Source organism: Pseudomonas cedrina subsp. cedrina, assembly GCF_001983175.1.
GTDB classification, from domain to species: domain Bacteria; phylum Pseudomonadota; class Gammaproteobacteria; order Pseudomonadales; family Pseudomonadaceae; genus Aquipseudomonas; species Aquipseudomonas cedrina.
Window position 1 is genome coordinate 60,256 of the sequence record NZ_MNPW01000002.1, and the last position, 23,498, is coordinate 83,753.

The 23,498-nt window shown below is 60.5% G+C and carries 24 protein-coding genes; 11 read left to right on the forward strand and 13 right to left on the reverse strand.

What is annotated here, in order from left to right; translation table 11 throughout:
* Positions 1 to 5 precede the first annotated feature (5 nt).
* From fghA to rpoS, 7 genes are all read left to right on the forward strand, one after another.
* Positions 6 to 851 (forward strand): S-formylglutathione hydrolase, encoded by an 846-nt coding sequence (gene fghA, locus BLL36_RS03365; RefSeq protein WP_076950040.1) that lies wholly within the window; start codon positions 6 to 8, stop codon positions 849 to 851.
* A gap of 54 nt (positions 852 to 905) precedes the next feature.
* Entirely contained in the window at positions 906 to 1,379 is a 474-nt protein-coding gene (gene ispF / locus BLL36_RS03370; RefSeq protein WP_076950041.1) for a 2-C-methyl-D-erythritol 2,4-cyclodiphosphate synthase, read from the forward strand.
* Complete coding sequence (gene truD, locus BLL36_RS03375; protein ID WP_076950042.1) at positions 1,376 to 2,434, forward strand: tRNA pseudouridine(13) synthase TruD; 1,059 nt, start codon at positions 1,376 to 1,378, stop codon at positions 2,432 to 2,434. Before ispF ends, truD begins: the two co-directional genes overlap by 4 nt.
* Positions 2,422 to 3,171, forward strand: coding sequence for a 5'/3'-nucleotidase SurE (gene surE / locus BLL36_RS03380; RefSeq protein WP_076950043.1), 750 nt, complete (start codon positions 2,422 to 2,424; stop codon positions 3,169 to 3,171). The genes truD and surE overlap by 13 nt, the downstream gene beginning before the upstream one ends.
* A gap of 41 nt (positions 3,172 to 3,212) precedes the next feature.
* Positions 3,213 to 3,848 carry a protein-L-isoaspartate(D-aspartate) O-methyltransferase gene (locus BLL36_RS03385; RefSeq protein WP_010563544.1) on the forward strand — a complete coding sequence of 212 codons (636 nt, stop codon included), beginning with the start codon at positions 3,213 to 3,215 and terminating at the stop codon, positions 3,846 to 3,848.
* A gap of 208 nt (positions 3,849 to 4,056) precedes the next feature.
* The gene (locus BLL36_RS03390) at positions 4,057 to 4,893 is read left to right on the forward strand and encodes a peptidoglycan DD-metalloendopeptidase family protein (protein WP_076950044.1); all 837 of its coding nucleotides are present in this window, start codon (positions 4,057 to 4,059) and stop codon (positions 4,891 to 4,893) included.
* 109 nt (positions 4,894 to 5,002) lie between these two features.
* On the forward strand, positions 5,003 to 6,007 hold the full coding sequence (gene rpoS / locus BLL36_RS03395; RefSeq protein ID WP_076950045.1) for an RNA polymerase sigma factor RpoS: 1,005 nt from the start codon (positions 5,003 to 5,005) through the stop codon (positions 6,005 to 6,007).
* 234 nt (positions 6,008 to 6,241) lie between these two features.
* Here rpoS and BLL36_RS03400 read toward each other — a convergent pair whose 3' ends face one another.
* Positions 6,242 to 6,451: a cold-shock protein gene (locus tag BLL36_RS03400; protein ID WP_002554837.1), complete on the reverse strand. Its 210-nt coding sequence runs from the start codon at positions 6,449 to 6,451 to the stop codon at positions 6,242 to 6,244.
* Between the two features lie 516 nt (positions 6,452 to 6,967).
* Here BLL36_RS03400 and dcd point away from each other — a divergent pair.
* The gene (gene dcd, locus BLL36_RS03405) at positions 6,968 to 7,534 is read left to right on the forward strand and encodes a dCTP deaminase (protein ID WP_076950046.1); all 567 of its coding nucleotides are present in this window, start codon (positions 6,968 to 6,970) and stop codon (positions 7,532 to 7,534) included.
* A 108-nt stretch (positions 7,535 to 7,642) separates the two neighbouring features.
* On the forward strand, positions 7,643 to 7,840 hold the full coding sequence (locus BLL36_RS03410) for a hypothetical protein (RefSeq protein WP_076950047.1): 198 nt from the start codon (positions 7,643 to 7,645) through the stop codon (positions 7,838 to 7,840).
* A gap of 3 nt (positions 7,841 to 7,843) precedes the next feature.
* Here the strand turns inward: BLL36_RS03410 and pdeM are convergent, their stop codons facing one another.
* The 5 genes from pdeM to BLL36_RS03435 form a co-directional block, all read right to left on the reverse strand.
* Entirely contained in the window at positions 7,844 to 8,494 is a 651-nt protein-coding gene (pdeM, locus tag BLL36_RS03415) for a ligase-associated DNA damage response endonuclease PdeM (protein ID WP_076950048.1), read from the reverse strand.
* On the reverse strand, positions 8,494 to 10,974 hold the full coding sequence (locus BLL36_RS03420) for a ligase-associated DNA damage response DEXH box helicase (RefSeq protein ID WP_076950049.1): 2,481 nt from the start codon (positions 10,972 to 10,974) through the stop codon (positions 8,494 to 8,496). Before BLL36_RS03420 ends, pdeM begins: the two co-directional genes overlap by 1 nt.
* Before the next feature lie 65 nt (positions 10,975 to 11,039).
* A complete protein-coding gene (locus BLL36_RS03425) occupies positions 11,040 to 12,452 on the reverse strand; it encodes an ArnT family glycosyltransferase (protein ID WP_231998951.1) in 1,413 nt (470 codons plus the stop codon).
* On the reverse strand, positions 12,449 to 13,384 hold the full coding sequence (locus BLL36_RS03430; RefSeq protein WP_083735253.1) for a glycosyltransferase family 2 protein: 936 nt from the start codon (positions 13,382 to 13,384) through the stop codon (positions 12,449 to 12,451). Before BLL36_RS03430 ends, BLL36_RS03425 begins: the two co-directional genes overlap by 4 nt.
* Positions 13,356 to 13,763: a GtrA family protein gene (locus BLL36_RS03435; protein WP_076950052.1), complete on the reverse strand. Its 408-nt coding sequence runs from the start codon at positions 13,761 to 13,763 to the stop codon at positions 13,356 to 13,358. The genes BLL36_RS03430 and BLL36_RS03435 overlap by 29 nt, the downstream gene beginning before the upstream one ends.
* Positions 13,764 to 13,867: 104 nt before the next feature.
* On the opposite strand from BLL36_RS03435, the gene BLL36_RS03440 reads away from it, so the two are divergent.
* Together BLL36_RS03440 and BLL36_RS03445 are read left to right on the forward strand one after the other, a co-directional pair.
* Positions 13,868 to 14,545 (forward strand): response regulator transcription factor, encoded by a 678-nt coding sequence (locus BLL36_RS03440; protein ID WP_076950053.1) that lies wholly within the window; start codon positions 13,868 to 13,870, stop codon positions 14,543 to 14,545.
* Between the two features lie 40 nt (positions 14,546 to 14,585).
* Positions 14,586 to 15,734: a sensor histidine kinase gene (locus tag BLL36_RS03445; protein ID WP_076950054.1), complete on the forward strand. Its 1,149-nt coding sequence runs from the start codon at positions 14,586 to 14,588 to the stop codon at positions 15,732 to 15,734.
* Here the strand turns inward: BLL36_RS03445 and BLL36_RS03450 are convergent.
* The 7 genes from BLL36_RS03450 to BLL36_RS03480 form a co-directional block, all read right to left on the reverse strand.
* On the reverse strand, positions 15,727 to 16,491 hold the full coding sequence (locus BLL36_RS03450; protein WP_076950055.1) for an ABC transporter ATP-binding protein: 765 nt from the start codon (positions 16,489 to 16,491) through the stop codon (positions 15,727 to 15,729). The two genes, BLL36_RS03445 and BLL36_RS03450, sit on opposite strands and share 8 nt — an antisense overlap.
* Before the next feature lie 13 nt (positions 16,492 to 16,504).
* Entirely contained in the window at positions 16,505 to 17,623 is a 1,119-nt protein-coding gene (locus BLL36_RS03455; RefSeq protein ID WP_076950056.1) for a succinylglutamate desuccinylase/aspartoacylase family protein, read from the reverse strand.
* Between the two features lie 9 nt (positions 17,624 to 17,632).
* Positions 17,633 to 18,343 carry an ABC transporter permease gene (locus BLL36_RS03460; RefSeq protein WP_076950057.1) on the reverse strand — a complete coding sequence of 237 codons (711 nt, stop codon included), beginning with the start codon at positions 18,341 to 18,343 and terminating at the stop codon, positions 17,633 to 17,635.
* Complete coding sequence (locus BLL36_RS03465; protein ID WP_076950058.1) at positions 18,340 to 19,068, reverse strand: ABC transporter permease; 729 nt, start codon at positions 19,066 to 19,068, stop codon at positions 18,340 to 18,342. Before BLL36_RS03465 ends, BLL36_RS03460 begins: the two co-directional genes overlap by 4 nt.
* 57 nt (positions 19,069 to 19,125) lie before the next feature.
* Positions 19,126 to 19,905: a transporter substrate-binding domain-containing protein gene (locus BLL36_RS03470; RefSeq protein ID WP_076950059.1), complete on the reverse strand. Its 780-nt coding sequence runs from the start codon at positions 19,903 to 19,905 to the stop codon at positions 19,126 to 19,128.
* 313 nt (positions 19,906 to 20,218) lie between these two features.
* On the reverse strand, positions 20,219 to 21,853 hold the full coding sequence (locus BLL36_RS03475) for an ATP-dependent DNA ligase (protein ID WP_076950060.1): 1,635 nt from the start codon (positions 21,851 to 21,853) through the stop codon (positions 20,219 to 20,221).
* A complete protein-coding gene (locus tag BLL36_RS03480) occupies positions 21,850 to 22,854 on the reverse strand; it encodes a ligase-associated DNA damage response exonuclease (protein WP_076950061.1) in 1,005 nt (334 codons plus the stop codon). Before BLL36_RS03480 ends, BLL36_RS03475 begins: the two co-directional genes overlap by 4 nt.
* Positions 22,855 to 23,498: the final 644 nt, after the last annotated feature.

Here is a 23,498-nt window from a genome sequence, read left to right on the forward strand (position 1 = left end):
CGGCCATGAGTCTGGAAAACCTGTCGTGCCAGAAAAGCTTCGGCGGCTGGCATAAACGCTACAAGCATCATTCCGATGTGCTCGGTTGCGACATGACCTTCGCCGTCTACCTGCCGCCGCAAGCGGAGCAGGGCGGCAAGCTGCCAGTGCTGTACTGGCTATCGGGCCTGACCTGCACCGATGAAAACTTCATGCAGAAGGCAGGCGCCCAGCGCATGGCCGCCGAGCTGGGACTGATCATCGTCGCGCCGGACACCAGCCCGCGTGGACCGGGTGTGCCGGATGATCCGGATAACGCCTGGGATTTCGGTCTTGGCGCGGGTTTCTATCTGAATGCCACCCAGGAACCCTGGGCCAAGCACTATCGGATGCATGACTACGTGGTGCAGGAATTGCCCGCGTTGGTTGAAGCGCATTTCCCGGCTTCCGATAAGCGCGGCATCAGCGGCCACTCCATGGGCGGCCACGGGGCGCTGGTTTGCGCGCTGCGCAACCCCGGGCGTTACCAGTCGGTGTCGGCGTTTTCGCCGATCAGCAATCCGATGGATTGCCCGTGGGGCCAGAAAGCCTTCTCTCGCTACTTGGGCGAAGAGCGCTCCAAGTGGCGCGAATGGGACGCCTGCGTGTTGATCAGCGAAGCCACGGAAAAGCTGCCATTGCTGGTGGATCAGGGCGACCGCGACGATTTTCTCGCCGTGCAACTCAAGCCTGAAGCCCTGCAACAAGCGGCCAAGGCGGCCAACCATCCGCTGGAACTGCGCCTGCAACCCGGCTATGACCACAGCTACTTCTTTATCGCCAGCTTCATTGAAGATCATTTGCGACACCATGGCCGCGCTTTGCTCGGTTAATCTGCGGCAAAAGTAGGTAGAATCACGCCCTGAATTAAATCGGGGCGTTTTTTTATGCGTATTGGCCACGGCTACGATGTGCACCGTTTCGCTGAAGGCGATTTCATCACCCTGGGCGGCGTGCGTATCGAGCACCATCATGGGCTGCTGGCTCATTCCGACGGCGACGTTGTACTGCATGCCTTGAGCGATGCCTTGCTCGGCGCGGCGGCGTTGGGCGATATCGGCAAGCACTTTCCGGACACCGACCCGACGTTCAAGGGCGCGGACAGTCGTGTATTGCTGCGCCACGTGGTCGGCCTGATCCATGCCAAGGGCTGGAAGGTTGGCAATGTCGACAACACAATCGTGGCCCAGGCGCCGAAGATGGCCCCCCATATCGAGTCGATGCGCGCGCTGATTGCCGCGGATCTGCAAATAGAACTGGATCAAGTGAACGTGAAAGCCACCACCACCGAAAAGCTCGGGTTCACCGGTCGTGAAGAGGGCATCGCCGTGCACTCCGTCGCCTTGTTGCTGCGCGCATGAATGACTTGCAACTGCTGGGTCCGCGAGCCTATGGCGAAGCCTTGGGCAGCGCGGTGCTGAAGGCCACGGCTGAAGATTTCCAGGTTGACGAAGTGCTCGATATTCCACTCACGGGTGAAGGCGAGCACCTGTGGTTGTGGGTCGAGAAGCGTGGCCTCAATACCGAGGAAGCCGCGCGGCGTATCGCCAAGGCCGCCGGGGTGCCGTTGCGTACCGTCAGCTATGCGGGGCTGAAGGATCGCCAGGCGTTGACCCGCCAATGGTTCAGTGTGCAACTGCCGGGCAAGGCCGATCCGGACATGAGCGCAGCGCAAAACGACACCCTCAAGATCCTCAAGACCGCCCGCCACAAGCGCAAGCTGCAGCGCGGCGCGCATGCGGCCAATGGCTTCACCTTGCGCCTGACCCAACTGGCCGGTGATACCGCCGCCATTGACGCGCGGCTGCAACTGATTGCACAACACGGCATTCCCAACTATTTCGGCACCCAGCGCTTCGGCCACAACGGCGGCAACGTCGTCGACGCTCGGGAGTGGGCTGCGCGCAAAGCTTTGCCGGAGCAGCGCAACGTACGTTCGCGGCTGCTCTCCACCGCCCGTAGCTTGCTGTTCAACAAAGTGCTGGCGGCACGCGTGGCTGATGGTTCATGGCAGCGTGCCCAGGTCGGCGACCTGCTGGCCTTTACCGACAGCCGCAGTTTTTTCCCGGCGGGGGAGGCTGAGTGCAGCGACCCGCGCCTGGCAATCCTGGACCTGCACCCGACGGGGCCGCAGTGGGGCGAAGGCGACTCGCCCGCCGGTGGCGCAACCTTCGAGCTGGAACAGGCGGTTGCCGCCGGTGAAGCCGACCTGCGCGATTGGCTGGTGAATGCCGGCATGAGCCAGGAACGTCGCATTCTGCGACTGCCCATTGGCGGTTTGACGTGGCATTATCCCTCGCTGGACATTCTGCAATTGGAATTCGTCCTGCCGGCCGGATGCTTCGCCACTGTCTTGGTGCGCGAGCTTGTTGATCTGGTGCCGGTGGGGCAGACGGACAACCCATGCGTATTCTGATATCAAACGATGACGGTGCCACCGCACCCGGTCTTGCCGCGCTCTATGCTGCGCTGCAGGATTATGCCGAGTGCGTGGTGGTTGCCCCCGACCAGGACAGGAGCGGCGCCAGCAGTTCGCTGACGATCAACCGTCCGCTGCACCCGCACATCCTGGACAATGGCTTTATCAGCGTGGACGGCACGCCCACCGACTGCGTTCACCTGGCGATCAACAGCCTGCTGGAGCCGGCGCCGGACCTGGTGGTGTCGGGCATCAACCTCGGTGCGAACCTGGGTGATGACGTGCTGTATTCCGGTACCGTGGCGGCGGCCCTCGAAGGGCGTTTCCTGGGGCGTACCGGGTTTGCCTTTTCGTTCGCTTCGCGCCAACTGGATAACCTGCCGACTGCCGCCTATTACGCGCGCAAGCTGGTGGAGGCTCATGGTTCCCTGGAGCTGCCGCCGCGCACAGTGCTCAACGTCAATATCCCGAATTTGCCCCTCGACCGTATTCGCGGCATCCAGCTGACGCGCCTGGGCCATCGTGCCCGTGCGGCGGCGCCGTTGAAAGTGGTCGACCCGCGCGGCAGGGAAGGCTATTGGATTGCCGCGGCGGGGGATGCCGAGGATGGTGGTGAGGGAACGGACTTTCATGCGGTGATGCAAGGCTATGTATCGATTACCCCATTGCAGTTTGATCGCACCTTCAGTGATGCCTTCAGTGGTCTCGATGGCTGGCTGGAGGGGTTGCGCTGATGGGCCGTGAACAAGACGACTTGCTGCGTCGCGGTATCGGGATGACGTCCCAGCGTACCCGCGAACGCTTGATCCAGCGCCTTTACGAGGAAGGCCTGTCCAACGCCCAGGTACTGGAAGTGATCCGGCGCACGCCTCGGCATCTGTTTGTCGATGAAGCCCTGGCCCACCGTGCCTACGAAGACACGGCGCTGCCCATCGGCCATAACCAGACCATCTCCCAGCCGTACATGGTGGCGCGCATGAGCGAGCTGCTGCTGGCGGCGGGCCCCCTGGACAAGGTGCTCGAGATCGGCACCGGCTCCGGCTACCAGACCGCCGTGCTGGCGCAACTGGTTGAACGGGTGTTCTCCGTCGAGCGTATCAAGGTGCTGCAGGATCGCGCCAAGGAGCGCCTGGTGGAGTTGAACCTGCGCAACGTGGTGTTTCGCTGGGGTGACGGTTGGGAAGGCTGGCCTGCGCTGGCGCCGTACAACGGCATCATCGTGACCGCCGTGGCCACCGATGTTCCACAAGCGTTGCTCGACCAACTCGCTCCCGGTGGGCGCCTGGTGATCCCGGTTGGCTCCGGTGAAGTGCAACAATTGATGCTCATCATCCGTGAGGACGAAGGCTTTTCGCGGCATGTACTGGGCGCTGTTCGTTTTGTGCCGTTGCTCAACGGCCCGCTGGCCTGATCAATTTTTGCCTGCGGTGAATTCCGCTGGCGGGGATGTGTCTTACATCGGGGTCTATTGAGTCAACATCATCGGTGCGACGATTCAACACGCAGAATGATTCGTTTCAGGCGTGTGCCCGTAAAACTCCAATGCCCAGTTATACTTGCGTCATATATCAAGCCTGATACAGGCATTCCATGTTCAGCCACCACAAAGGGAGCGGCGGGTGAGTCTCACAGGTCTTGCGCAGCGTATGAGTAAAACAAGCTTTCAGCGACTGGTGCTTGGCCTCGTCTTCAGTTCTGTGTTGGTAGGGTGTTCCAGCTCGCCAAGCAGCGGCGCGCGGGTAGTTGACCGCAATAATGCGGCGCCGCAACGACCGACGGTCACCACCGGGCAATATGTGGTGCGCAAGGGCGACACGCTGTTTTCCATTGCCTTCCGTTATGGGTGGGACTACAAGGCGCTCGCGGCTCGTAACAATATTCCCGTGCCCTACACGATCCATCCGGGCCAGACGATTCGCTTCGACGGACGCACCGGTTCAGCGCCCACGGCAGTTGTGACAAACACTGGATCTTCGCCATCGTCCTCAAGCAAAACCACCATCATCACCCGCCCTGCCGGCACCGCCGCGCCGGCGCCTTCGAGCAAGCCCGCAGCCGCGCCGCTGCCACCTGCAGGGCCCGCGCCGACCGGCTGGGGATGGCCTTCAAACGGAGTGTTGATTGGAAAATTCTCTTCAAACGGTAGTTTGAATAAAGGCATTGATATCGCCGGGGATTTGGGACAGCCTGTTTTAGCTGCGTCTGATGGGACAGTGGTGTACGCCGGGAGTGGTTTACGGGGCTACGGCGAGCTGGTCATCATCAAGCACAGCGATACCTACGTCAGTGCCTACGGTCATAACCGCAGGTTGTTGGTTCGGGAGGGACAGCAAGTCAAAGTCGGGCAGACAATTGCCGAAATGGGATCAACGGGTACAGACCGGGTGAAACTGCACTTTGAGATTCGCCGTCAAGGGAAGCCTGTAGATCCGCTGCAATTTTTACCCCGTCGTTGATGTTGTTGTTGCCAGCCTGTTCCCTCACGTAGAAGGAACAGGCTCCAGCGTTGCCAAGGATAAAGGCGCCGCTTGAGCTTGAGGTCGAACTCACCAAAGGACTATAACAATGGCTCTCAGTAAAGAAGCGCCGGAGTTTGACATCGACGATGAGGTTCTCCTGATGGAGGCCGGTATCGATACGGAATCGATGTCGAATGAGGGACCTGCTGTACCTTCAGTTCGAACCAAATCCAAGAACTCCACCGCGTTAAAGCAACACAAATACATTGATTACACGCGGGCGCTCGATGCGACCCAGTTGTATCTCAATGAAATCGGTTTTTCCCCTCTGCTGACCCCCGAAGAAGAAGTCCATTTTGCGCGCTTGTCGCAAAAGGGTGATCCGGCTGGGCGCAAGCGCATGATTGAAAGCAACCTGCGCCTGGTGGTGAAAATCGCCCGACGCTATGTCAATCGTGGATTGTCCCTGTTGGACTTGATCGAGGAAGGCAACCTGGGCCTGATCCGGGCCGTGGAGAAGTTCGACCCCGAGCGGGGTTTCCGCTTCTCGACCTATGCCACCTGGTGGATTCGCCAGACCATCGAACGGGCGATCATGAATCAGACCCGCACGATCCGGTTGCCGATCCATGTGGTCAAGGAGCTCAACGTCTACCTGCGGGCGGCGCGTGAGCTTACCCAGAAACTCGACCATGAACCTTCCCCTGAAGAAATCGCCAACCTGCTGGAAAAACCGGTAGCGGAGGTCAAGCGCATGCTGGGCCTTAACGAGCGTGTGTCTTCAGTTGACGTCTCGCTGGGTCCGGATTCGGATAAAACCCTGCTGGACACCCTGACCGATGATCGTCCGACGGATCCTTGCGAGCTGTTGCAGGACGATGATCTTTCCCAAAGTATTGATCAGTGGCTGTCGGAGCTCACGGACAAGCAGCGTGAGGTGGTGATTCGCCGCTTCGGCCTGCGCGGCCATGAGAGCAGCACCCTGGAAGATGTAGGCCTGGAGATCGGCCTGACCCGGGAGCGGGTGCGGCAGATCCAGGTGGAAGGGCTCAAGCGCTTGCGTGAGATCCTGGAGAAGAATGGCTTGTCGAGTGAGTCGTTGTTTCAATAACGCCGCACCATGAAATGTGGGAGCTGGGCTTGTGTGGGAGCTGGCTTGCCTGCGATAGCATCACCGCGGTGTAACTGATACACCGAGGCGTCAGCATCGCAGGCAAGCCAGCTCCCACATAAAGCGCTTTTCCACTTTTTTTGTGCCGGGCATTTACAGTGGTTGACACCAAATCCCAGGCATAAAAAAACCCCGCTTTTGAGGGCGGGGTCTTTTCGACTAAGTCAGTACAAGTTAGATAACTTGAACTTCTTCAGCTTGCATGCCTTTCTGACCGCGGGTAGCGATGAAAGAAACCTGTTGGCCTTCTTTCAGGCTTTTGAAGCCGTCGGATTGGATAGCTTTGAAGTGAACGAACAGGTCGTCACCGGATTGTGGAGTGATGAAGCCGAAGCCTTTTTCATCGTTGAACCACTTAACGGTACCAGTTTGGCGATTAGACATGGTGTAACTCCTTGAACAAAGTTAACTGCGACTCAGGAAAAGCCCTGGCCGAGACTGAGTGCAAAGAGCAGGAAAAATTCTTGGAGATGGTTGGATCGAAATTCAACATATCGTGTAGAGATTCTCAGTGACACAAGCAACACAGTGACGTCACCTTAACCGTTTTTACCGGACGTGCCAATGGTATTTCCGAAGGTTTCTCTATTTTCGTGACTGGCGGTGGTGTTTGCGCACACCGTTCGCAGCGACGCGAGCCTTGTAGTGAGCGGGCTTGCCCCGCGCTGGGTGGCGAAGCCGCCCCAATCAAGACACCGCCGATCTCCAGATAGAATCAATCGCCTGGACTGGGGCGGCTTCGCCGCCCAGCGCGGGGCAAGCCCGCTCACTACAGGGTTCTTGCGCCCTATGGCAGAGTGCACGTTCATCAAGAAAAGGCCCAGGGCCTTTGAACCCCAACGCCTGCCCCGGTAAGATGCCCCACAGAATTTTTCCACCTCGCTATTCAGGACACACGCCATGAGCATCAAATCGGACAAGTGGATTCGCCGCATGGCGCAAGAGCACGGCATGATCGAACCGTTCGTCGAGCGCCAGGTTCGTGGCCAAAGCGATGCCCCGGTGATTTCCTACGGCGTTTCCAGCTACGGTTACGACGTGCGCTGCGCCGATGAATTCAAGGTGTTCACCAACATCAATTCGGCGATCGTCGATCCGAAGAACTTCGACGAAAAGAGCTTCGTCGACGTCAAGAGCGACGTGTGCATCATCCCGCCAAACTCCTTCGCCCTGGCGCGTACTGTGGAGTTCTTCCGTATTCCCCGCGACGTGCTGACCATCTGCCTGGGTAAGAGCACCTACGCGCGTTGCGGCATTATCGTCAACGTGACACCACTCGAGCCTGAGTGGGAAGGCCACGTGACCCTGGAGTTCTCCAATACCACCACGCTGCCGGCGAAAATCTATGCCAACGAAGGCGTGGCGCAGATGCTGTTCCTGCAGTCCGACGAGGCCTGCGAAGTGTCCTACAAAGACCGCGCAGGCAAGTATCAGGGCCAGCGCGGCGTCACCCTCCCACGCGCTTGATCGAAAGGTCTTACGTAGTAAGGGAATTAGTCTGCATAAATCGACTCTATCTAGGTGTACTGCCTCGGCGCGTGTAAAACGCGCCGAGCCACGCTTGAGGAGTACCCTATGAAGATCAACCCGCGAATCAGCGCTGAACTCGCCCGGCTTGAACCCAACCAGATCGGCGTTCTGGCCTGGTCCCTGATGGCCGACCCTGCTTATGCAGGCGGCATCCCCGGCCAACCCGAGCCGGATTACCCGCAGCCCGCCGAACCCGGTGAGCCGACCCTGCCGGATGAGCCGCCACCCGCACCTGTCGCCTGATAGTCAGCCCAGTGGCCAGACTTCACGGTCGCCGATCACGAATATTCGGCGATCATTGTCCTGTTCGACTGCAAAGCCACCGGTAAACGCACCAAACGCCGGCAGCAGGCTGATCCGCGGCCCGATCTGAAAGCATGACAAGCGCAGGCTTTGCCGGCCCTTGCCGCGCAAGCGATACACCGGATGCACATGCCCTGCCAACACGTGGTGGCTGGGATGTGCGTCCGGTTCGTGCTGCAGGGCGAAAGGGCCCATCAGCAGCGGCTCCGGGACGACCTCAACCCCCAAGTCGACCGGTGGGTCACCTGCGCGCTTGTCGTGATTACCGCGAATCAAGGTCATGCGCAGGCCCGGATTCAGCGCTCGCCAAGTCCTCAGCGCGCTGAGCGTGCCGCTGGCGTGTGAGCCGGGGCCGTGCAGGAAGTCGCCAAGAAAGATCACTTGGGCGCATGGATACGCCGATAGCACGCGGTCCAGGCGTTGCAGGTTCTCGGTGGTCGTCCCCTGTGGCACCGGTTGCCCGAGGCTGCGGTACGCCGAAGCCTTGCCGAAATGCGCGTCGGCAATCAACAGGCACTGGCGTGCCGGCCAATACACCGCCTTGTCCGCCAGCAACCAGAGTTCCTCTCCCTCAAGTATTACCGAGCAAACCATCAGCGCTTCCCGTTATCCGCGACTTTTTCCAGGTCTTTGACCATCCGCGCGATGCGCTCCGAAAGTTTTTCCGAACTCATGCTTTCGCGCATGCGCTCAACCAGCAGCGGAAAGGCCAGGGGCGTAGGCCGTTCGATGAGATGCAGGTCCAGTTCCAGCGCCGATAGCGTGCGCAATGTCTCTTCCAACCGACGAATATCCAGTTCGTCACGCAGGACTTCTTCCCCGGCCTGGGTCAGCAGCAGGTTCTGTGGGTCATACTGCTTGAACACCTCAAAGAACAACCCGCTGGACGCTTGCACCTGGCGCGTACTTTTAGGCGCTCCCGGATAACCGGCAAACACCAGCCCGGCGATACGCGCGATTTCGCGGAAGCGGCGCAGGGCCAACTCCCCGGCATTCAGGCTGGCGGCGACATCCTCCAACAGATTCTCGGGACTCAACAGTGCCTGGTTCAGCAGTACTGGCCAGTTCACTTCAGTGGCGCTCAGCAATTCCAGTCCGTAGTCATTCACCGCAATCGAGAAGGTCACCGGCTGTGCCTGGCTCACGCGCCACGCCAACAGACTCGCCAGCCCCAGGTGCACCTGGCGCCCGGCAAAGGGGTAGAGGAACAGGTGCCAGCCCTCGCGTGACTTCAGCGCCTCGGCCAGCAAATGCCCGCGTGTCGGCAGGCCGGACCAGCGCAACTGCGTCTGCAGCAACGGGTAAACCGCCTGCATTTCCGGCCCTTCATAGCGCCCCTGCGCCGCCGCATCAAAGCGCTCCACCACGGCTTGAGCCAGTTCATTGGAAAGCGGCATGCGCCCGCCATTCCAGCGCGGCACGGCGGCTTTTTTCGCGGTGCTGCGCCGCACATAAGCGGTCATGTTTTCCACGCGCACCAATTCCAGCAAGCGGCCGGCGAACAGGAATCCGTCCCCCGGCTTGAGCCGAGCGATAAAACCTTCCTCGACACTGCCAAGGTTTTTGCCGCCACCGCCTTTGCTCCAGAATTTGAGCTGGATACTGGCATCACTGACGATGGTGCCCACGCTCATGCGATGCCGGCGTGCCAGCCTCGCATCCGGAACCCGCCAGATACCGTGCTCGTCCGGTTCCACGCGACGGTAATCCGGGTAGGCGGTCAGCGACAGGCCACCATGGCGTACAAACCCCAGGGCCCAGGCCCAGTCGGCGTCGTTGAGGCCCTGATAGGCCCACGCGCCGCGTACTTCCTGCAACAATGCATCCGGCGTAAACCCGCCACCCAGCGCCATGCTCACCAGATGTTGTACGAGTACATCCAATGGCTTGTAGGGTGATTCGCGGGCTTCGATGCGTCGCTGCGCAATCGCATCCTGGGCCGCGGCGGCTTCAACCAGTTCCAGGCTATGGGTTGGCACCAGCGTCACCCGTGAAGGTCGTCCCGGCGCATGCCCCGAGCGCCCCGCACGCTGCATCAGGCGCGCCACGCCTTTGGCCGAGCCGATCTGCAGCACCCGCTCGACCGGCAGGAAATCCACCCCCAGGTCCAGGCTTGACGTGCACACCACCGCCTTGAGCTGACCGTCCTTGAGCGCTCGTTCCACCCAGTCACGGGTTTCCCGCGACAGAGAACCGTGGTGCAGCGCGATCACCCCGGCCCAATCGGCACGGGCCTCGAGCAACGCCTGATACCAGATCTCGGATTGCGCCCGCGTATTGGTAAACACCAGGCAACTGCTGCTGGCGTCCACCTCGGCCACCACTTGCGGCAGCATCTTCAAACCGATATGCCCGGCCCAGGGAAAGCGCTCGGTGACGGGTGGCAGCAGCGTGTCGATGAGCAACTGTTTGGCGGTTTGCCCCTGCACATTGATCCCCTCACCCTGTGGGACCAAGACCTCCAACGCGTGAGCCTGATTACCCAAGGTCGCCGAGATACCCCAGACGATCAACCCGGGATGCCAGCGCCGCAACCGTGCCAACGCCAGTTGCAGTTGCACGCCACGTTTATTGCCGATCAGTTCGTGCCACTCATCCACGATTACCATGCGCAGGTGGCCCAGGCTGGCTTCGCTGTCAGCGCGCGCGAGCATCAGCGTCAGGCTTTCGGGCGTGGTGACCAGGGCGGTGGGCTGGCGGCGGGTCTGCCGTGCGCGTTCGCTGCTGCTGGTATCGCCGGTGCGCAGGCCGACGCTCCAGGGAATCTGCAACGCTTCAAGCGGCGCCTGGAGCGCGCGCGCGGTGTCGGCGGCGAGGGCGCGCATGGGGGTGATCCACAGCACGGTCAGCGGTTCAGCGGGCGGTTTGCGTTTACCGGTAACGGGCGCTCGACTGATGGCGAAACGATTGAGCGCGGCAAACCACAGTGCGTAGGTCTTGCCGGCGCCAGTGCTCGCATGCAGCAACCCGGAGCGGCCCGATTTGACCGCCGCCCATACCTCCTTTTGAAAGGTAAACGGCTTCCAGCCCTTGGCGGCAAACCATGTCTTGGCGAAATTGCGGGAAGTTGCCATACAGCAGCTGATGCTCAGGAGGGCCTATCACACAGACCCTCCGGGCACGCCAAAGGTTTAACCCATCAGGGTGGCCCGACGCGGCAATAGTACATTTCGCTGGCATTGGCCTGGCCTACCAGGTCGCAACTGGCGTAGGCCGGCAGGGCCAGCGGTTGATCACCCAGGCGGTGGACCAGATAAAAGTTCTCCGAACGTGGCAGCTGCCTGGTGTGGCGTGCCCAGCCGCTGCTGTAGAACTGCGCCGAGAAGGAGCGCGAGCCTGGATAGATCAAATCGCCAGGCGCCGCCGCCTGTTGTGCCTTCCACAGCGCAACCATGGTTTTTTGGTTTTGCGGGCGATCATCGACTTTGCCGCTGAAGAGCATGGCGCAGCCCGCCACGGGAAGTGCCAGTGCCACGGCGGTGATAAGCGCGGTGCGCACCTTGCGCCAGACCACATCGGCCAGCAACAGCGCCCAGGCCGGCAGCGCGGGCAGCACATAGGTCCAGAGGATGTTGGTGGACATGGTAAAGAACAGCGGCGTCGAAACCGCCCATGCCAGCACGAAGAGCACATATTCACGCTGGCCCTGCAGCGAGGCGCGCCACTTCACCAGCAACGGCAAGAAAAACGCCCAGGGTAAAAGCCCACCCAGCAGGTGCACCCAGATCATCGCCAAGGGTTCGGCATGTGCGCTGCCGTAAAGGTCACCCTGCCAATTGCTGATGACATAGCGACTGAAATGTTCGCCGACGATGAAGTAGTGCAGGAACCCCGGGGTCTTCTGTTCCGCCAACCCATACCAAGGCAAGGCCACGGCGCTCATCAAGGCGATGCCAGGCAGCCAAGGCAAGCTGAGTAACCGTCGCCAGTGGCCAGTGAGCGCCAGCCACAGGGCGGTCGGCAACGCAATCAACACCAGTGCCAGGGGGCCTTTGGCGAGCAGGCCCAGTCCCAATCCGAAAAAACCGAGCAGCGCCCAGCCTCGATCCGCGTGCGCCAACCCACGCCACAGGCCAAGGTGTGCCAGCAGAAGGGCGAACGCCAGCGCGCTGTCGGTCAGGACCGCGCCGCTTGCAAAGAAGCCCAGGGAGCATGTCGAATAGATAACGGCAGCGGTCAAGCCGACCTGCAGGCTGCGTTCGCGGGCGGCGAGATGCACGATGAGCAAGCAGCTCGCGACATGCAGCAGCCAGGACGAGAAACGGCTGGCGAATTCGTTGATGCCCAATACCTTCATGCTCAACGCCTGTAGCCAGAATGACAGCGGGGGTTTGCCCCAGAACGGTACGTCATGGTCGAACATCGGCGTGATCCAGTCATTGGACACCAGCATCTTGCGGGCGATTTCCGCGTAGCGGGCTTCCGATGTGTCCATGATCGGATACAGGCCGAGCGTACCCAGGCGCACCAGCAGCACAGTCAACAGGATCGCCCAGAGCAAACGTATGGACGCGCGAGGGTTCATGCCGGCGGCCTTTATGGGTGGATTCATGGTTGATGACGTTTATGCAGGGCGTTGGGTCTTGGATTCACCACCGTCAGCACCCGGCCGACGTATTCGCCGACCACGGCGGTACCCAGGCACAACAGCAGGAGTGATTGCGCCAGAAGATGCAGTTGGGTCAGTTGGCTGAGCGTCGCGTCCACTGCGATCCACAGTGAGCCGAGCAGAAAGCTGGTGACGCTCAGGTAGCTGTACATCCGCAGCGGGCGTGTGGAAAAGGCGAGAATCGAGTCCACGCACAGGTCGAGCAATGACAGTGGGCTCCACTTGGTCCTGCCCGCCTGGCGCGGCTTGCGGTCGTAGTTCACTTCGGTGCTTGGGTAGCCAAGCCAGCTGACCAGCAGCTTCAACACCCCCGCGTTGTCATCCATGGCGCGAATGGCGGCCAGGGCGTTCGGCCCGATCAGCCTGAAATCACTGACTTGCCGGGGCACTTCGAAGTCGTCGATCAACTGGTCCATGGTGACGTAATAGAGCTGTGCGGCCATACGCTTTGCCCAGGAGTCGCAGCGCCGCGAGCGGCGTTGCATGTTCACGATCTCATGGCCCTTGCGCCATTCCTGCACCATCAGCGGGATCAATTCGGGCGGGTCCTGCAGGTCGCAGTCCATGATGATCACCGCGCCGCCTTGTACGGCGTTGATACCTGCGCGCATGGCCGCTTCCTTGCCGAAGTTGCGGCTCAAGTGCAGGCTGGTGACGCGAGGGTCCTGGGCAAATTGATCGATGATTGCGCCTGTCTGGTCTTGACTGCCGTCATTGATATAAAGCACTTCGGTGTTTGTATTTAACCGTTCAATGATCGCCATCAGGCGCGAATGAAATTCCGTTATAACGCACTGCTCGTTAAAGCAAGGGACCAGTATCGTAAGTTTCATGGCAGGCAACGGCTCAGCGCAAAGGCGCGCGCTTGATGTCATGTTTGAATACCCAGAAGTGATTAATCATAAACCCCTGAAGGGTCACGGCTGTCGTTGCCACTATTTGCGCGCTTAACGCGGGTGCGCCCCAGTGGGTCAGTAAGTTGACAATCAGTGTGTTGCATAAAACCTGGCTGGTGGCAGTTATCACGAACCGCCAGGAATTGCAGTCCCGCTGTGCAAAGACCCAATGCCTGGACAGGCAGTAGGCGACCAGTGCGCCCGTAATGGCGGCGCAGAGCGTGGATGAGGTCGGGCTGTAGTAACGCAGCAAACAGATAAACACCACGAAGTGAACCAACGTGGCAATGACGCCTGCGCTCAAGTAACGAATAAACAATCGAAGTATTTTTTGCATGGCCAAAGTGTATAAAATCAAATGTGAACCAGTTGTCACGTCATGAAATGAAATTTATGTTCGTGTTTTAGTTATTTGTTGAAGGAATTTTCTTAATTGTTTGTATGACTTTGGAGTTTGTACTAGTGGAAATATTACTGGTGGAAGATGACCATGAATTGGCGGGGTCGTTGGGGGATTATCTCGGCGAGTTTGGCTATGAAGTAGACTTCGCGCGCGATGGCCGAAGTTGCCTGGCGCGTGTGCAGCAGCAGGCATATGACCTGATTGTCCTGGATGTCGCCATGCCCCGGATGAGCGGTTTTGACACCTGTCGCCAATTGCGGCGCGAGCAGAATCACACCCCCGTTATATTCTTGACCGCGCGTGACGCACTGCCCGATAAACAAGAAGGGTACGAGGCCGGCGGCGACGATTACCTGGTCAAGCCCTTCGAGCCCCAGGAGTTGCTATGGCGCATTCGCGCGCTGATCCGGCGAGGCTCGCCGCGTCAGCCGCGCTGCGCGAAACAACTGGGTGACCTGGTGATCGATCCGGTCTCGCAGGCGTTGATCCACAACGGTGTGGTCACGGTTTTGCCCGCGTTGCCGTTCAGCTTGCTGAGCCTGCTGGCCGATGAGGCGCCGGAACCCGTCAGCCGACGCAAACTGGAGACGGCGTTGTGGCCCGATGGCGATCCGCCGGACAGTGATGCGTTGCGCACCTATATCTACCGGCTCCGGCAAGCCCTGGGGAAACCCTACGGTAACGATCTGATTCGCACCGTTCACGGTAAGGGCTATCGCCTTGCGATTCCCTACTGATTCCTTCTTTGCGCGAATCCTTTGCGCGCTGCTGCCGTTCATGGCAACCATCACCTTGTTTTACAGCGCCCTGATCTGGGCCACCGTCAATCTGACGGAGGACTACATCATTGCCAGTTATCTGAAGCTTGAGGCCCAGGCGTTCGAGGAACGGCACGCCCTGCAAGGGGCGGCTACCGCCATGCCCAACAGCATCTACCTTCAAGGCTACTGGTCGGGTGACGTTGAAGTGCCTGGCTTTGCGCGGCAATTGCCCGCAGGCCATCATGAAGTGGATGGCGAGGATGTGCATGTGTTCGTGAGTCAGGTGCCAGGGGCGTCGCAGCGCTTGATTCTGGTACTGAACGAGTCCGAGCTCAGTCAGACCGAAGGCTACCGCGCGCAGATTTTCGGCTTGTTGTGCGCGTTGGCCGGGTTGATCCTGATCCTGGGGACGGTTCTGGCCATCGCGATTGCCCGCGCCATCGCCCAGCCCGTCAGCCAGTTGGCGGCGGACATGGCGGCTGCACCGCCAGCTTCATCCCGGTTCAGCGGGTTTGACCGCCAGGATGAAATTGGCATGTTGAGCCGCACGCTGTCGTCGCTGGTGACCCAGCAGAACGCCGCGCTGCAGCGCGAGCGTGCGTTTACCCGGCACGTCAGCCACGAGTTGCGTACCCCCTTGAGTATCTTGAACAACAGCCTGGCGGTCCTGCGCTTGCCGGGCTGTGATGCCCAAAAGCATGCGCGCAGCCTGCTGCGCATGGAGGGCGCGCTGGCCGGGATGAAGATGACCATCGAGCTGTTTTTATCCCTGGCCCGTGAGCCGCGTAAAGTGCCTCATGAGGCGATTGACCTGGCCGCTGTCGTCACCGAGCAGATCGAAAAATACCAGCAGCTCTACCCCCTTGCGGCAGGCGCGCTGGTGTATGCCGGTGCACCGACAATCACCTTGCAGGTCCATGAAGCAATCGCCCGCAGCGTGGTGCAGAACCTGCTCGGCAACGCTGTGCAGCATGGCGCCGGAAAGATCCGGGTGGTCCTCACCGGGCAGCGTTTGGTGATCATCAATAACCGTGTGGAACAGCTAACGTCGCCAGGCTTCGGCTTCGGCCTGGAAATCGTCACCCGGGCCTGCACCCATGCCGGCTGGCGCCTTGAAACCCGGCGCGCCCTTCATACGTTCCGGGCGCACGTCACGTTCACTTGAGGTTGCCGCTGAGGAACTGCTGCAAGCGCTCGCTCCTGGGGTTGCCCAGTACCTCCTGCGGCGCGCCTTGTTCTTCCACCAGGCCCTTGTGCAGGAACAGCACCTGGCTCGACACCTTGCGTGCAAAGCTCATCTCGTGGGTCACCATGATCATGGTGCGGCCTTCCTCGGCCAGGCCCTGGATCACTTTCAGCACTTCGCCCACCAACTCCGGGTCGAGGGCCGAGGTGGGTTCGTCAAACAGCATCACCTCCGGTTCCATGGCCAGCGCGCGGGCGATGGCGACCCGTTGCTGCTGGCCTCCGGAGAGGAACGCCGGGTACTGATCGGCTACGCGCGCCGGCAGGCCGACCTTGTCCAGGTAGCGACGGGCCCGGTCCTCGGCGTCCTTCTTGCTGCATCCCAGCACCCGGCGCGGGGCCGTGGTGATGTTTTCCAGCACGCTCATGTGGCTCCACAGGTTGAAATGCTGGAATACCATGGCCAGCCGCGTGCGCAGGCGCTGCAGCTCGGCATCATCGGCCACGCGCATGCCATGGCGGTCGCTGACCATGCGGATCACTTGGCCATCGAGCGTCATGGCGCCGTCATTGGGGGTTTCCAGGAAGTTGATGCAGCGCAAAAAGGTGCTCTTGCCCGAGCCGCTGGCGCCGATCAGGCTGATCACGTCACCGGTCTTGGCCTTGAGCGAAACACCTTTGAGCACCTCATTGTCGCCATAGCTTTTATGCAGGCCTTCAACGGTCAATTTGTACATGGGGCATGCATCCTCAAGGCGAAAGTAGATAGCCGCTGCGGTAGGCTTCGGTGCCTGCGACATGGGCGATGACCATCCCGGCAGTGGCCATGCGACGTAGCGAACGGGCGTAAAGCAGGCCGGCCTTGCGGCAGTGCACGGGCGTTACGCGGTCGGAAATGGGGTCGATGATTTCGGCGATCAATTGCCCGGCTTCCAGGTACTCGCCAGGCAGGGCACTGAACACCAGCAAGCCGCCCACCGGGGTCGCTACCGGTTCAACGCCGGCCAGCGGGGTGGCCGGGTAAGGCAAGTCGGGCAGTGGTGCGGCATCCCCGGCAATGGCGCCGAAGCGAATCAGGTAATCGATGATCGCCTGGCAGTCGAGGCTGGCCAGGCCGTGGTTGACGTCCCCTTGGCCGCGCAGTTCGACGGTCACCGAAAAGCTGCCCATGGGAATCGGGAAGCGCTCGCCGAAGCGTTGCTGCAATTGCCACCACACCAGGGTGAAACATTCATCGAAGGATTGGCCGCCGGAATCGGTGGCCAGCAAGTTCGCCTCCGAGCCGATATACCGCGCCAGCGGCTCCACCTGCGGCCACGCCTCGGGTGTGGTGTACAGGTGCGCCACGGCTTCGAAATCGCAATGCAGGTCCAGCACCATGTCGGCATTGCAGGCCAGGCGTTGCAGCACCAGGCGCTGGGATTGCAGTTGGGTGTCGGCGGTTTGCGCGGCGAGGGCGGCGGCCAGCGCGGTGCGAATCAGAGCGACGTTGCGCCGCGGATCAGCCCCGAGCAGATCTTCGACGTGGTTCCCCACCTGTTCACTGAGGTCGACAAACAGCCGGTTGAAGTTCTGCCCGCTTTCCAGCTCGTAGCGGCCCAGCGGGATATCCATCAATACCTGTTCCAGGCCCACCGGGTTGGCGATGGGCACCAGCACGATCTCGCTGCGCAAGCGGCCGGCAGCTGCCAGCTCGGCCAGGCGCAGCTTGAGGTGCCAGGCCACCAGCATGCCGGGCAGTTCGTCGGCATGCAGCGACGACTGGATGTAAATCTTGCCCTCGGCCTGCTCCGGGCCAAAGTGAAAACTGTGGATCTGCCGCGCCGTGCCGGGCACCGGCGCGATCAGTGGATGGACCTGATGACGCATGAAGGCTCCTTAATGGCTCGGCCCGAGAAACGCCAGCCAGCGGCGCTCCGCCAGACGAAACAGACCCACCAAAGCAAAGGTCACGCTCAGGTAGATCAGCGCGGCGATACCGAATGATTGAAAGGTCATGAAGGTTGCGGAGTTGGCATCCCGCGCCACTTTGAGGATATCTGGAATCGTCGCGGTAAAGGCCACGGTGGTTGAGTGCAGCATCAGGATCACTTCATTGCTGTAGTAGGGCAACGAACGGCGCAGCGCCGAGGGCATGATCACGTAGGCGTACAGCTTCCAGCCGCTCAAACCGTAGGCCTTGGCCGCTTCGACTTCGCCATGGGCCATGCTGCGAATCGCCCCGGCGAAAATCTCCGTGGTGTAGGCGCAGGTGTTGAGGGCGAAGGCCAGGATGGTGCAGTTCATTGCATCGCGAAAGAACGCGTCCAGCAAGGGTTGTTCGCGCACGGCGGCGATGCTGTAGATGCCGGTGTAGCAGATCAGCAGCTGGATATAGAGCGGCGTGCCCCGGAACAGATAGGTATAGAACTGCACCGGCCAACGCACCAGGCGCTTGCGCGACACACGGGCGATGGACAACGGGATCGACACCAGAAAACCGATGACCAGGGCGGCGCTGAGCAGCCACATCGTCATGGCCAGGCCAGTAATGTGCTGGCCGTCGCTATAAAGGAACGGCCTCCAGTATTCCTGCAAAAGTTCGATCATCGCACGGCCTCCCGGGCACCAGCGGAGTAGCGACGTTCGAGGCGACGCAGGACGAAGTTGGACGCGCTGGTGATCATCAGATAGATCAGTGCAGCGAGTACCAGGAAATAGAACAGCTGGTAGGTGCTCTTGCCCGCATCCTGGGCCGCCTTGACCAGATCGGCCAGGCCGATGATCGACACCAGCGCCGTGGCCTTGAGCATCACCATCCAGTTATTGCCGATACCCGGCAGGGCGAAGCGCATCATTTGCGGAAAGGTCACGTAGCGAAACCGCTGGCCGCGCTTGAGGCCATAGGCCGTGGCGGCTTCCAGTTGGCCACGGGGCACTGCGAGGATCGCGCCGCGAAAGGTCTCGGTGAAGTAGGCGCCGTAAATAAAGCCCAGGGTGATGACCCCGGCGCTGAAGGGGTCGATTTCAATGTATTCCCATTCCATGAAATCGGTAAAACCGGAGAGCCAGGTTTGCAGGCTGTAGAAAATCAGCAGCATCAGCACCAGGTCGGGTACACCGCGAATCAACGTGGTGTAGAGCTGGGCGGGGATACGCAGGAAGGGCAGGCTGGAGAGTTTTGCGCTGGCGCCGAGCAGACCAAGCAATACGCTGACGGCCAGGGACAGCACCGACAATTTGATCGTCATCCAGGTGCCTTGCAGCAACAGCGGGCCGAAACCCTTCAAGCTGAACGCGCTCAGCCCGAGGGTTTGCAACAGATCTTCGAACATAAATCAGGACCTATGGCGATAAAAAAGCGCCCCTGCATTAGAAGGGGCGCCCGGGCATTATTTGCCGCTGTACAGGTTCAGATCGCCAAAGTGTTTCTTCTGGATGGTGGCGTAGGTGCCATCATCGTGTAACGCTTTGATACCTTTATCCAAAAGCGCCTTCAACTCAGTGTTACCTTGTTTGATACCGATGGCGGTTTTCGACGGCAGCAATGGGTCATCGATCGCGGCGCCCACTTCATAGCCGGCACCGGCTGGCGACTTCAAAAAGCCCAGTTCGGCTTGCAGCATGTCTTGCACCGAAGCGTCGAGACGGCCGGAAGTCAGGTCGGCATACACCTGATCCTGGTTGGCGTAGGCCTTGGTGGTCACACCGGCTTTATCCAGTACGGCCTTGGCATAGGCTTCCTGGATGGTGCCTTGCTCGTAGCCCACGGATTTGCCCTTGAGCGACTCTGGCGTCGAGTAGCCGGCGCCTTTCTTGAACACCAGCGAAGTAGGGCCGGAGAACAGCTCGTTGGAGAAGTCGATGGCCTTTTCACGCACCGGGGTCACGGTCATGGACGAAATCACGCCGTCGAATTTATTGGCCTTGAGGCCTGGAATCATGCCGTCGAAATCGCTTTCGACCCATTTGCACTTCACTTTCAGCTCGGCACAGATCGCATTGCCCAGGTCGATATCAAAGCCCACCAGGCTGCCGTCGGCCGCCTTGGATTCAAACGGCGCGTAGGACGGATCGACACCAAAACGCAGTTCCTTGTATTCCTTGGCCAGCGCGGTACCGGCGGCCATGCACAGAGCCAGTGCAGAAAGGGTCAGCAATGCTTTTTTCATTATGTAATCCCTGGAAACCAAGATAAGCGCTTGTGGCGCGTTTAGGACTGTTACTGAACGGTGTCAGACGCATCACCGGAAGCAAGTTCTGCACCATAGTTCCGAATGGGTGTTTTAAAAGGTGGGATAAGGGCGTGGTGAGTGTAGGTTATGCCCGAAAATGGGCGCTGAAAAATCAGTGCACCATTTCAGATCGCATGAAGATCTAAAACTGTGGGAGCTGGCTTGCCTGCGATAGCGGTATGTCAGCCAACCCATCTGTAACTGACCTGCAGCTATCGCAGGCAAGCCAGCTCCCACAGGGGAATCGTGTTCAGGCCAGCAGGTCCTGCAGTGTGGCCAGGTTGTCGGCTTCTTCCACAGACTTATCCTGGCGCCAGCGCAACATCCGCGGAAACCGCACCGCAATCCCGCTCTTGTGCCGCTTGGACAGTGCAATTCCCTCAAAGCCCAACTCAAACACCATGCTCGGCGTCACGCTGCTCACCGGGCCGAATTTTTCAACCGTGGTCTTGCGCACAATGGCATCGACCTTGCGCATCTCTTCGTCGGTCAGCCCTGAATACGCCTTTGCGAACGGCACCAAGGTGCGTTCGCTGCCGGGTGGGCCGTCCCACACCGCGAAGGTGTAGTCGCTGTAGAGACTGGCGCGTCGGCCGTGGCCGCGTTGGGCGTAGATCAGCACCGCGTCGACGCTGAACGGGTCGACTTTCCACTTCCACCACAGGCCCATGTCCTTGGTGCGACCCACACCATAGAGACCCTTGCGGTCCTTGATCATCATGCCTTCCACGCCAAGGCTGCGTGAGGCTTCGCGTTGTTCGGCCAGGTCCTGCCAGCTGCCGCCCGTCAGCAAGGGTGATTCGCGCAACACGGGCTGGTTGCACTGGTCGATCACCTGTTCCAGTTGCGTGCGGCGTTCAGCCTGGGTGTGGTTGCGCCAATCATCATTGGCATACTCCAGTAAGTCGTACGCCAGGACTGCGACGGGGGCATCCTCAAGCACTTTTTTGCTCAGGGTCTTGCGGCCAATCCGCTGTTGCAGCAGTGCGAAAGGTTGCACCGCGTCTTTCCACACGACGATCTCCCCGTCGATCACGGTGCCGTCGGGCAACCCACTCACCAGGCTGTGAAGTTCGGGGAAGCGCTCCGTCACCAATTCTTCGCCCCGGGACCAGACCCACAGGCGGCCTTCACGTTTGACCAGTTGCGCGCGGATGCCATCGTACTTCCATTCCACCTGCCAATCCGTGGGAGGGCCGAGCAGCGTGTCGAATTGCTCCACGGGTTGCGCCAACCCATGCGCAAGAAAAAACGGATAAGGCTGCCCGCCCCGTTGCGCATGTTCGTCGGATGATTCGGCGGCGATCAGCTTCAGGTAGCCTTCAGACGTAGGACGGTTGGACAGGTCGGTGTAGCCCACCAACCGCTGTGCCACGCGCTTGCTGTCCAGGCCAGCCATCGCAGCCAGCGCGCGGGTGACCAACAGCTTGGACACACCGACGCGGAAACTGCCGGTGATCAACTTGATGCACACCATCAGGCTGGGCTGGTCCAGTTGCGCCCACAGCGCGGGTAGACGTTCAGCCAACTCCAGGGGAGGCAGGCCACGCAGGGGCAGGAGTTTTTCTTCCAGCCACACCGCCAAGCCGTCCTGCGAGGTGTAGGTCGACTCCGGTAACAACAGGGAAATGGTCTCCGCCAAGTCCCCCACCGACTGGTAGCTTTCTTCGAACAGCCACGGCTCGATGCCGGACGCTTCGGTAGCCATGTCCCGCAGCAGACGCGTCGGCACCAATTGCCGAGGCCGACCGCCGGACAAGAAATACACGGCCCACGCGGCATCGTCCGGTGCCGCTTGCCGGAAGTAGGTCTGCAACGCGGCAAGCTTGGCGTTGCTGGAGGTGGTAGCGTCGAGGTTGGCGTAGAGTTCGGCAAAGGCCTTCATGTGCTGGGTTCCTCTTCGTCATCGCCGTATTCGGTGACGAAGCCTTGGGCATCCAGGCCTTTTTCCCGCAGATGACGCACCAGAACGCCGACAGAACCGTGGGTAACCATCACCCGTTCGGCGCCGGTTTGCTCGATGGCCCACAACAGGCCGGGCCAGTCGGCGTGGTCCGACAGCACAAAGCCCCGGTCCACACCGCGCCGCCGCCGAGTGCCGCGCAGGCGCATCCAGCCGCTGGCGAACGCGTCGCTGTAGTCGCCGAAGCGCTTGATCCAACTGCTGCCGCCCGCGGACGGCGGGGCGATGATCAAGGCTTGGCGCAACAGCGGGTCGGTCTTGTTGAAGTCGCCAGCATAGAGGGTTTCAGGGATGTAGACCCCTGCCTCGCGGTACACCCGGTTCAACGGTTCGACCGCGCCGTGGCTGAGGATCGGGCCGATGCTGGCGTCGATGCCATGCAGGATGCGCTGGGCCTTGCCGAAGGAGTAACAGAACAACACGCTGGCTTTGCCTGCCGCGATATTCGCCTGCCACCATTCGTTGATCCCGGCGAAGATCTGCGCCTGGGGTTGCCAGCGATAGATCGGCAAGCCGAAGGTGGACTCGGTGATGAACGTGTGGCAACGCACCGGTTCGAACGGCGCGCAGGTGCCGTCGGGCTCCACCTTATAGTCGCCGGATGCGACCCAGACTTCGCCCTTGTATTCCAGGCGCACCTGGGCCGAGCCGAGCACATGCCCGGCCGGGTGAAAACTCAAGGTCACGCCGTGATGAACCAATGGCTCGCCGTAGGCCAGGGTTTGCAGGTTGATGTCCTGGCCCAGGCGCGAACGCAGGATGCCTTCGCCCGGCGCGGCGGCGAGGTAATGCTCGTTGCCGGTGCGGGCGTGGTCGCCGTGGGCGTGAGTGATGACCGAACGTTCAACCGGGCGCCAGGGATCGATGTAGAAATCACCGGCGGGGCAGTAGAGGCCTTCGGGCCGGGCGATGACAAGGTCCATGGGGTGACCGGGGCGGTGGGCTTGTTACTTATGAGGCGGGGGTGGGCGCGGAAGTTCTATTTGAATGCATGCAGGACACAGGTGGGAGCTGGCTTGCCTGCGATAGCCATAGGTATCTACACAACTGCTTGCTGTTGCTGTTGCTGTTGCTCTGGCTTTTGATCTTGATCTCAGGCGCCCCGTCAAACACGCTGGCCGAACGCAGGCTTGAATCCGTGGGTAACCCGGCAGGACGCCGGGTTAGCCGCCCCGCGCCATGGATGGCGCGTGGCGGCGGCCCACGGATTCAAGCCTGCGTTCGGGCACACCGAGCCTAAGCGAGGTGCCGAGTGTTGGGGCAAGAGCGTTTTGCTTACTTTTGCGCTTTTCAAAAGTGAGCCGCCGTAAGGGCGGAACCAATAGCAGTCGTTACCGCAGAAATGGATATGTACTCGGTCAGATCCAAAAAAATAGTCGCCTGACAGACTGCCATCGCAGGCAAGCCAGCTCCCACATTTGGACCGGGATCGACATAAGAAATCGGTCGGCCCGAAGACCGCCACGGAAGATTTTTCAGCCTGAAAGATGTGTAGATACCTATGCTGCGATAGCGGTGTATCAGTGCCAAAGATGCAAGCTGACCCACCGCTTTCGCAGCTAGGGGG

What these genes read in the sequence shown, in the direction of transcription:
- BLL36_RS03475 (WP_076950060.1), bottom strand. Translation starts at nt 21,853, where the DNA reads ATGAAGGCCTTTGCCGAACTCTACGCCAACCTCGACGCTACCACCTCC.
- BLL36_RS03455 (WP_076950056.1), bottom strand. Translation starts at nt 17,623, where the DNA reads ATGCGTCATCAGGTCCATCCACTGATCGCGCCGGTGCCCGGCACGGCG.
- BLL36_RS03430 (WP_083735253.1), bottom strand. Translation starts at nt 13,384, where the DNA reads ATGACATCAAGCGCGCGCCTTTGCGCTGAGCCGTTGCCTGCCATGAAA.
- BLL36_RS03450 (WP_076950055.1), bottom strand. Translation starts at nt 16,491, where the DNA reads ATGTACAAATTGACCGTTGAAGGCCTGCATAAAAGCTATGGCGACAAT.
- dcd (WP_076950046.1), top strand. Translation starts at nt 6,968, where the DNA reads ATGAGCATCAAATCGGACAAGTGGATTCGCCGCATGGCGCAAGAGCAC.
- fghA (WP_076950040.1), top strand. Translation starts at nt 6, where the DNA reads ATGAGTCTGGAAAACCTGTCGTGCCAGAAAAGCTTCGGCGGCTGGCAT.
- BLL36_RS03480 (WP_076950061.1), bottom strand. Translation starts at nt 22,854, where the DNA reads ATGGACCTTGTCATCGCCCGGCCCGAAGGCCTCTACTGCCCCGCCGGT.
- pdeM (WP_076950048.1), bottom strand. Translation starts at nt 8,494, where the DNA reads ATGGTTTGCTCGGTAATACTTGAGGGAGAGGAACTCTGGTTGCTGGCG.
- BLL36_RS03410 (WP_076950047.1), top strand. Translation starts at nt 7,643, where the DNA reads ATGAAGATCAACCCGCGAATCAGCGCTGAACTCGCCCGGCTTGAACCC.
- BLL36_RS03385 (WP_010563544.1), top strand. Translation starts at nt 3,213, where the DNA reads ATGACGTCCCAGCGTACCCGCGAACGCTTGATCCAGCGCCTTTACGAG.
- BLL36_RS03460 (WP_076950057.1), bottom strand. Translation starts at nt 18,343, where the DNA reads ATGATCGAACTTTTGCAGGAATACTGGAGGCCGTTCCTTTATAGCGAC.
- BLL36_RS03420 (WP_076950049.1), bottom strand. Translation starts at nt 10,974, where the DNA reads ATGGCAACTTCCCGCAATTTCGCCAAGACATGGTTTGCCGCCAAGGGC.
- ispF (WP_076950041.1), top strand. Translation starts at nt 906, where the DNA reads ATGCGTATTGGCCACGGCTACGATGTGCACCGTTTCGCTGAAGGCGAT.
- BLL36_RS03425 (WP_231998951.1), bottom strand. Translation starts at nt 12,452, where the DNA reads ATGAATCCACCCATAAAGGCCGCCGGCATGAACCCTCGCGCGTCCATA.
- surE (WP_076950043.1), top strand. Translation starts at nt 2,422, where the DNA reads ATGCGTATTCTGATATCAAACGATGACGGTGCCACCGCACCCGGTCTT.
- BLL36_RS03445 (WP_076950054.1), top strand. Translation starts at nt 14,586, where the DNA reads ATGGCAACCATCACCTTGTTTTACAGCGCCCTGATCTGGGCCACCGTC.
- BLL36_RS03470 (WP_076950059.1), bottom strand. Translation starts at nt 19,905, where the DNA reads ATGAAAAAAGCATTGCTGACCCTTTCTGCACTGGCTCTGTGCATGGCC.
- BLL36_RS03400 (WP_002554837.1), bottom strand. Translation starts at nt 6,451, where the DNA reads ATGTCTAATCGCCAAACTGGTACCGTTAAGTGGTTCAACGATGAAAAA.
- BLL36_RS03465 (WP_076950058.1), bottom strand. Translation starts at nt 19,068, where the DNA reads ATGTTCGAAGATCTGTTGCAAACCCTCGGGCTGAGCGCGTTCAGCTTG.
- truD (WP_076950042.1), top strand. Translation starts at nt 1,376, where the DNA reads ATGAATGACTTGCAACTGCTGGGTCCGCGAGCCTATGGCGAAGCCTTG.
- rpoS (WP_076950045.1), top strand. Translation starts at nt 5,003, where the DNA reads ATGGCTCTCAGTAAAGAAGCGCCGGAGTTTGACATCGACGATGAGGTT.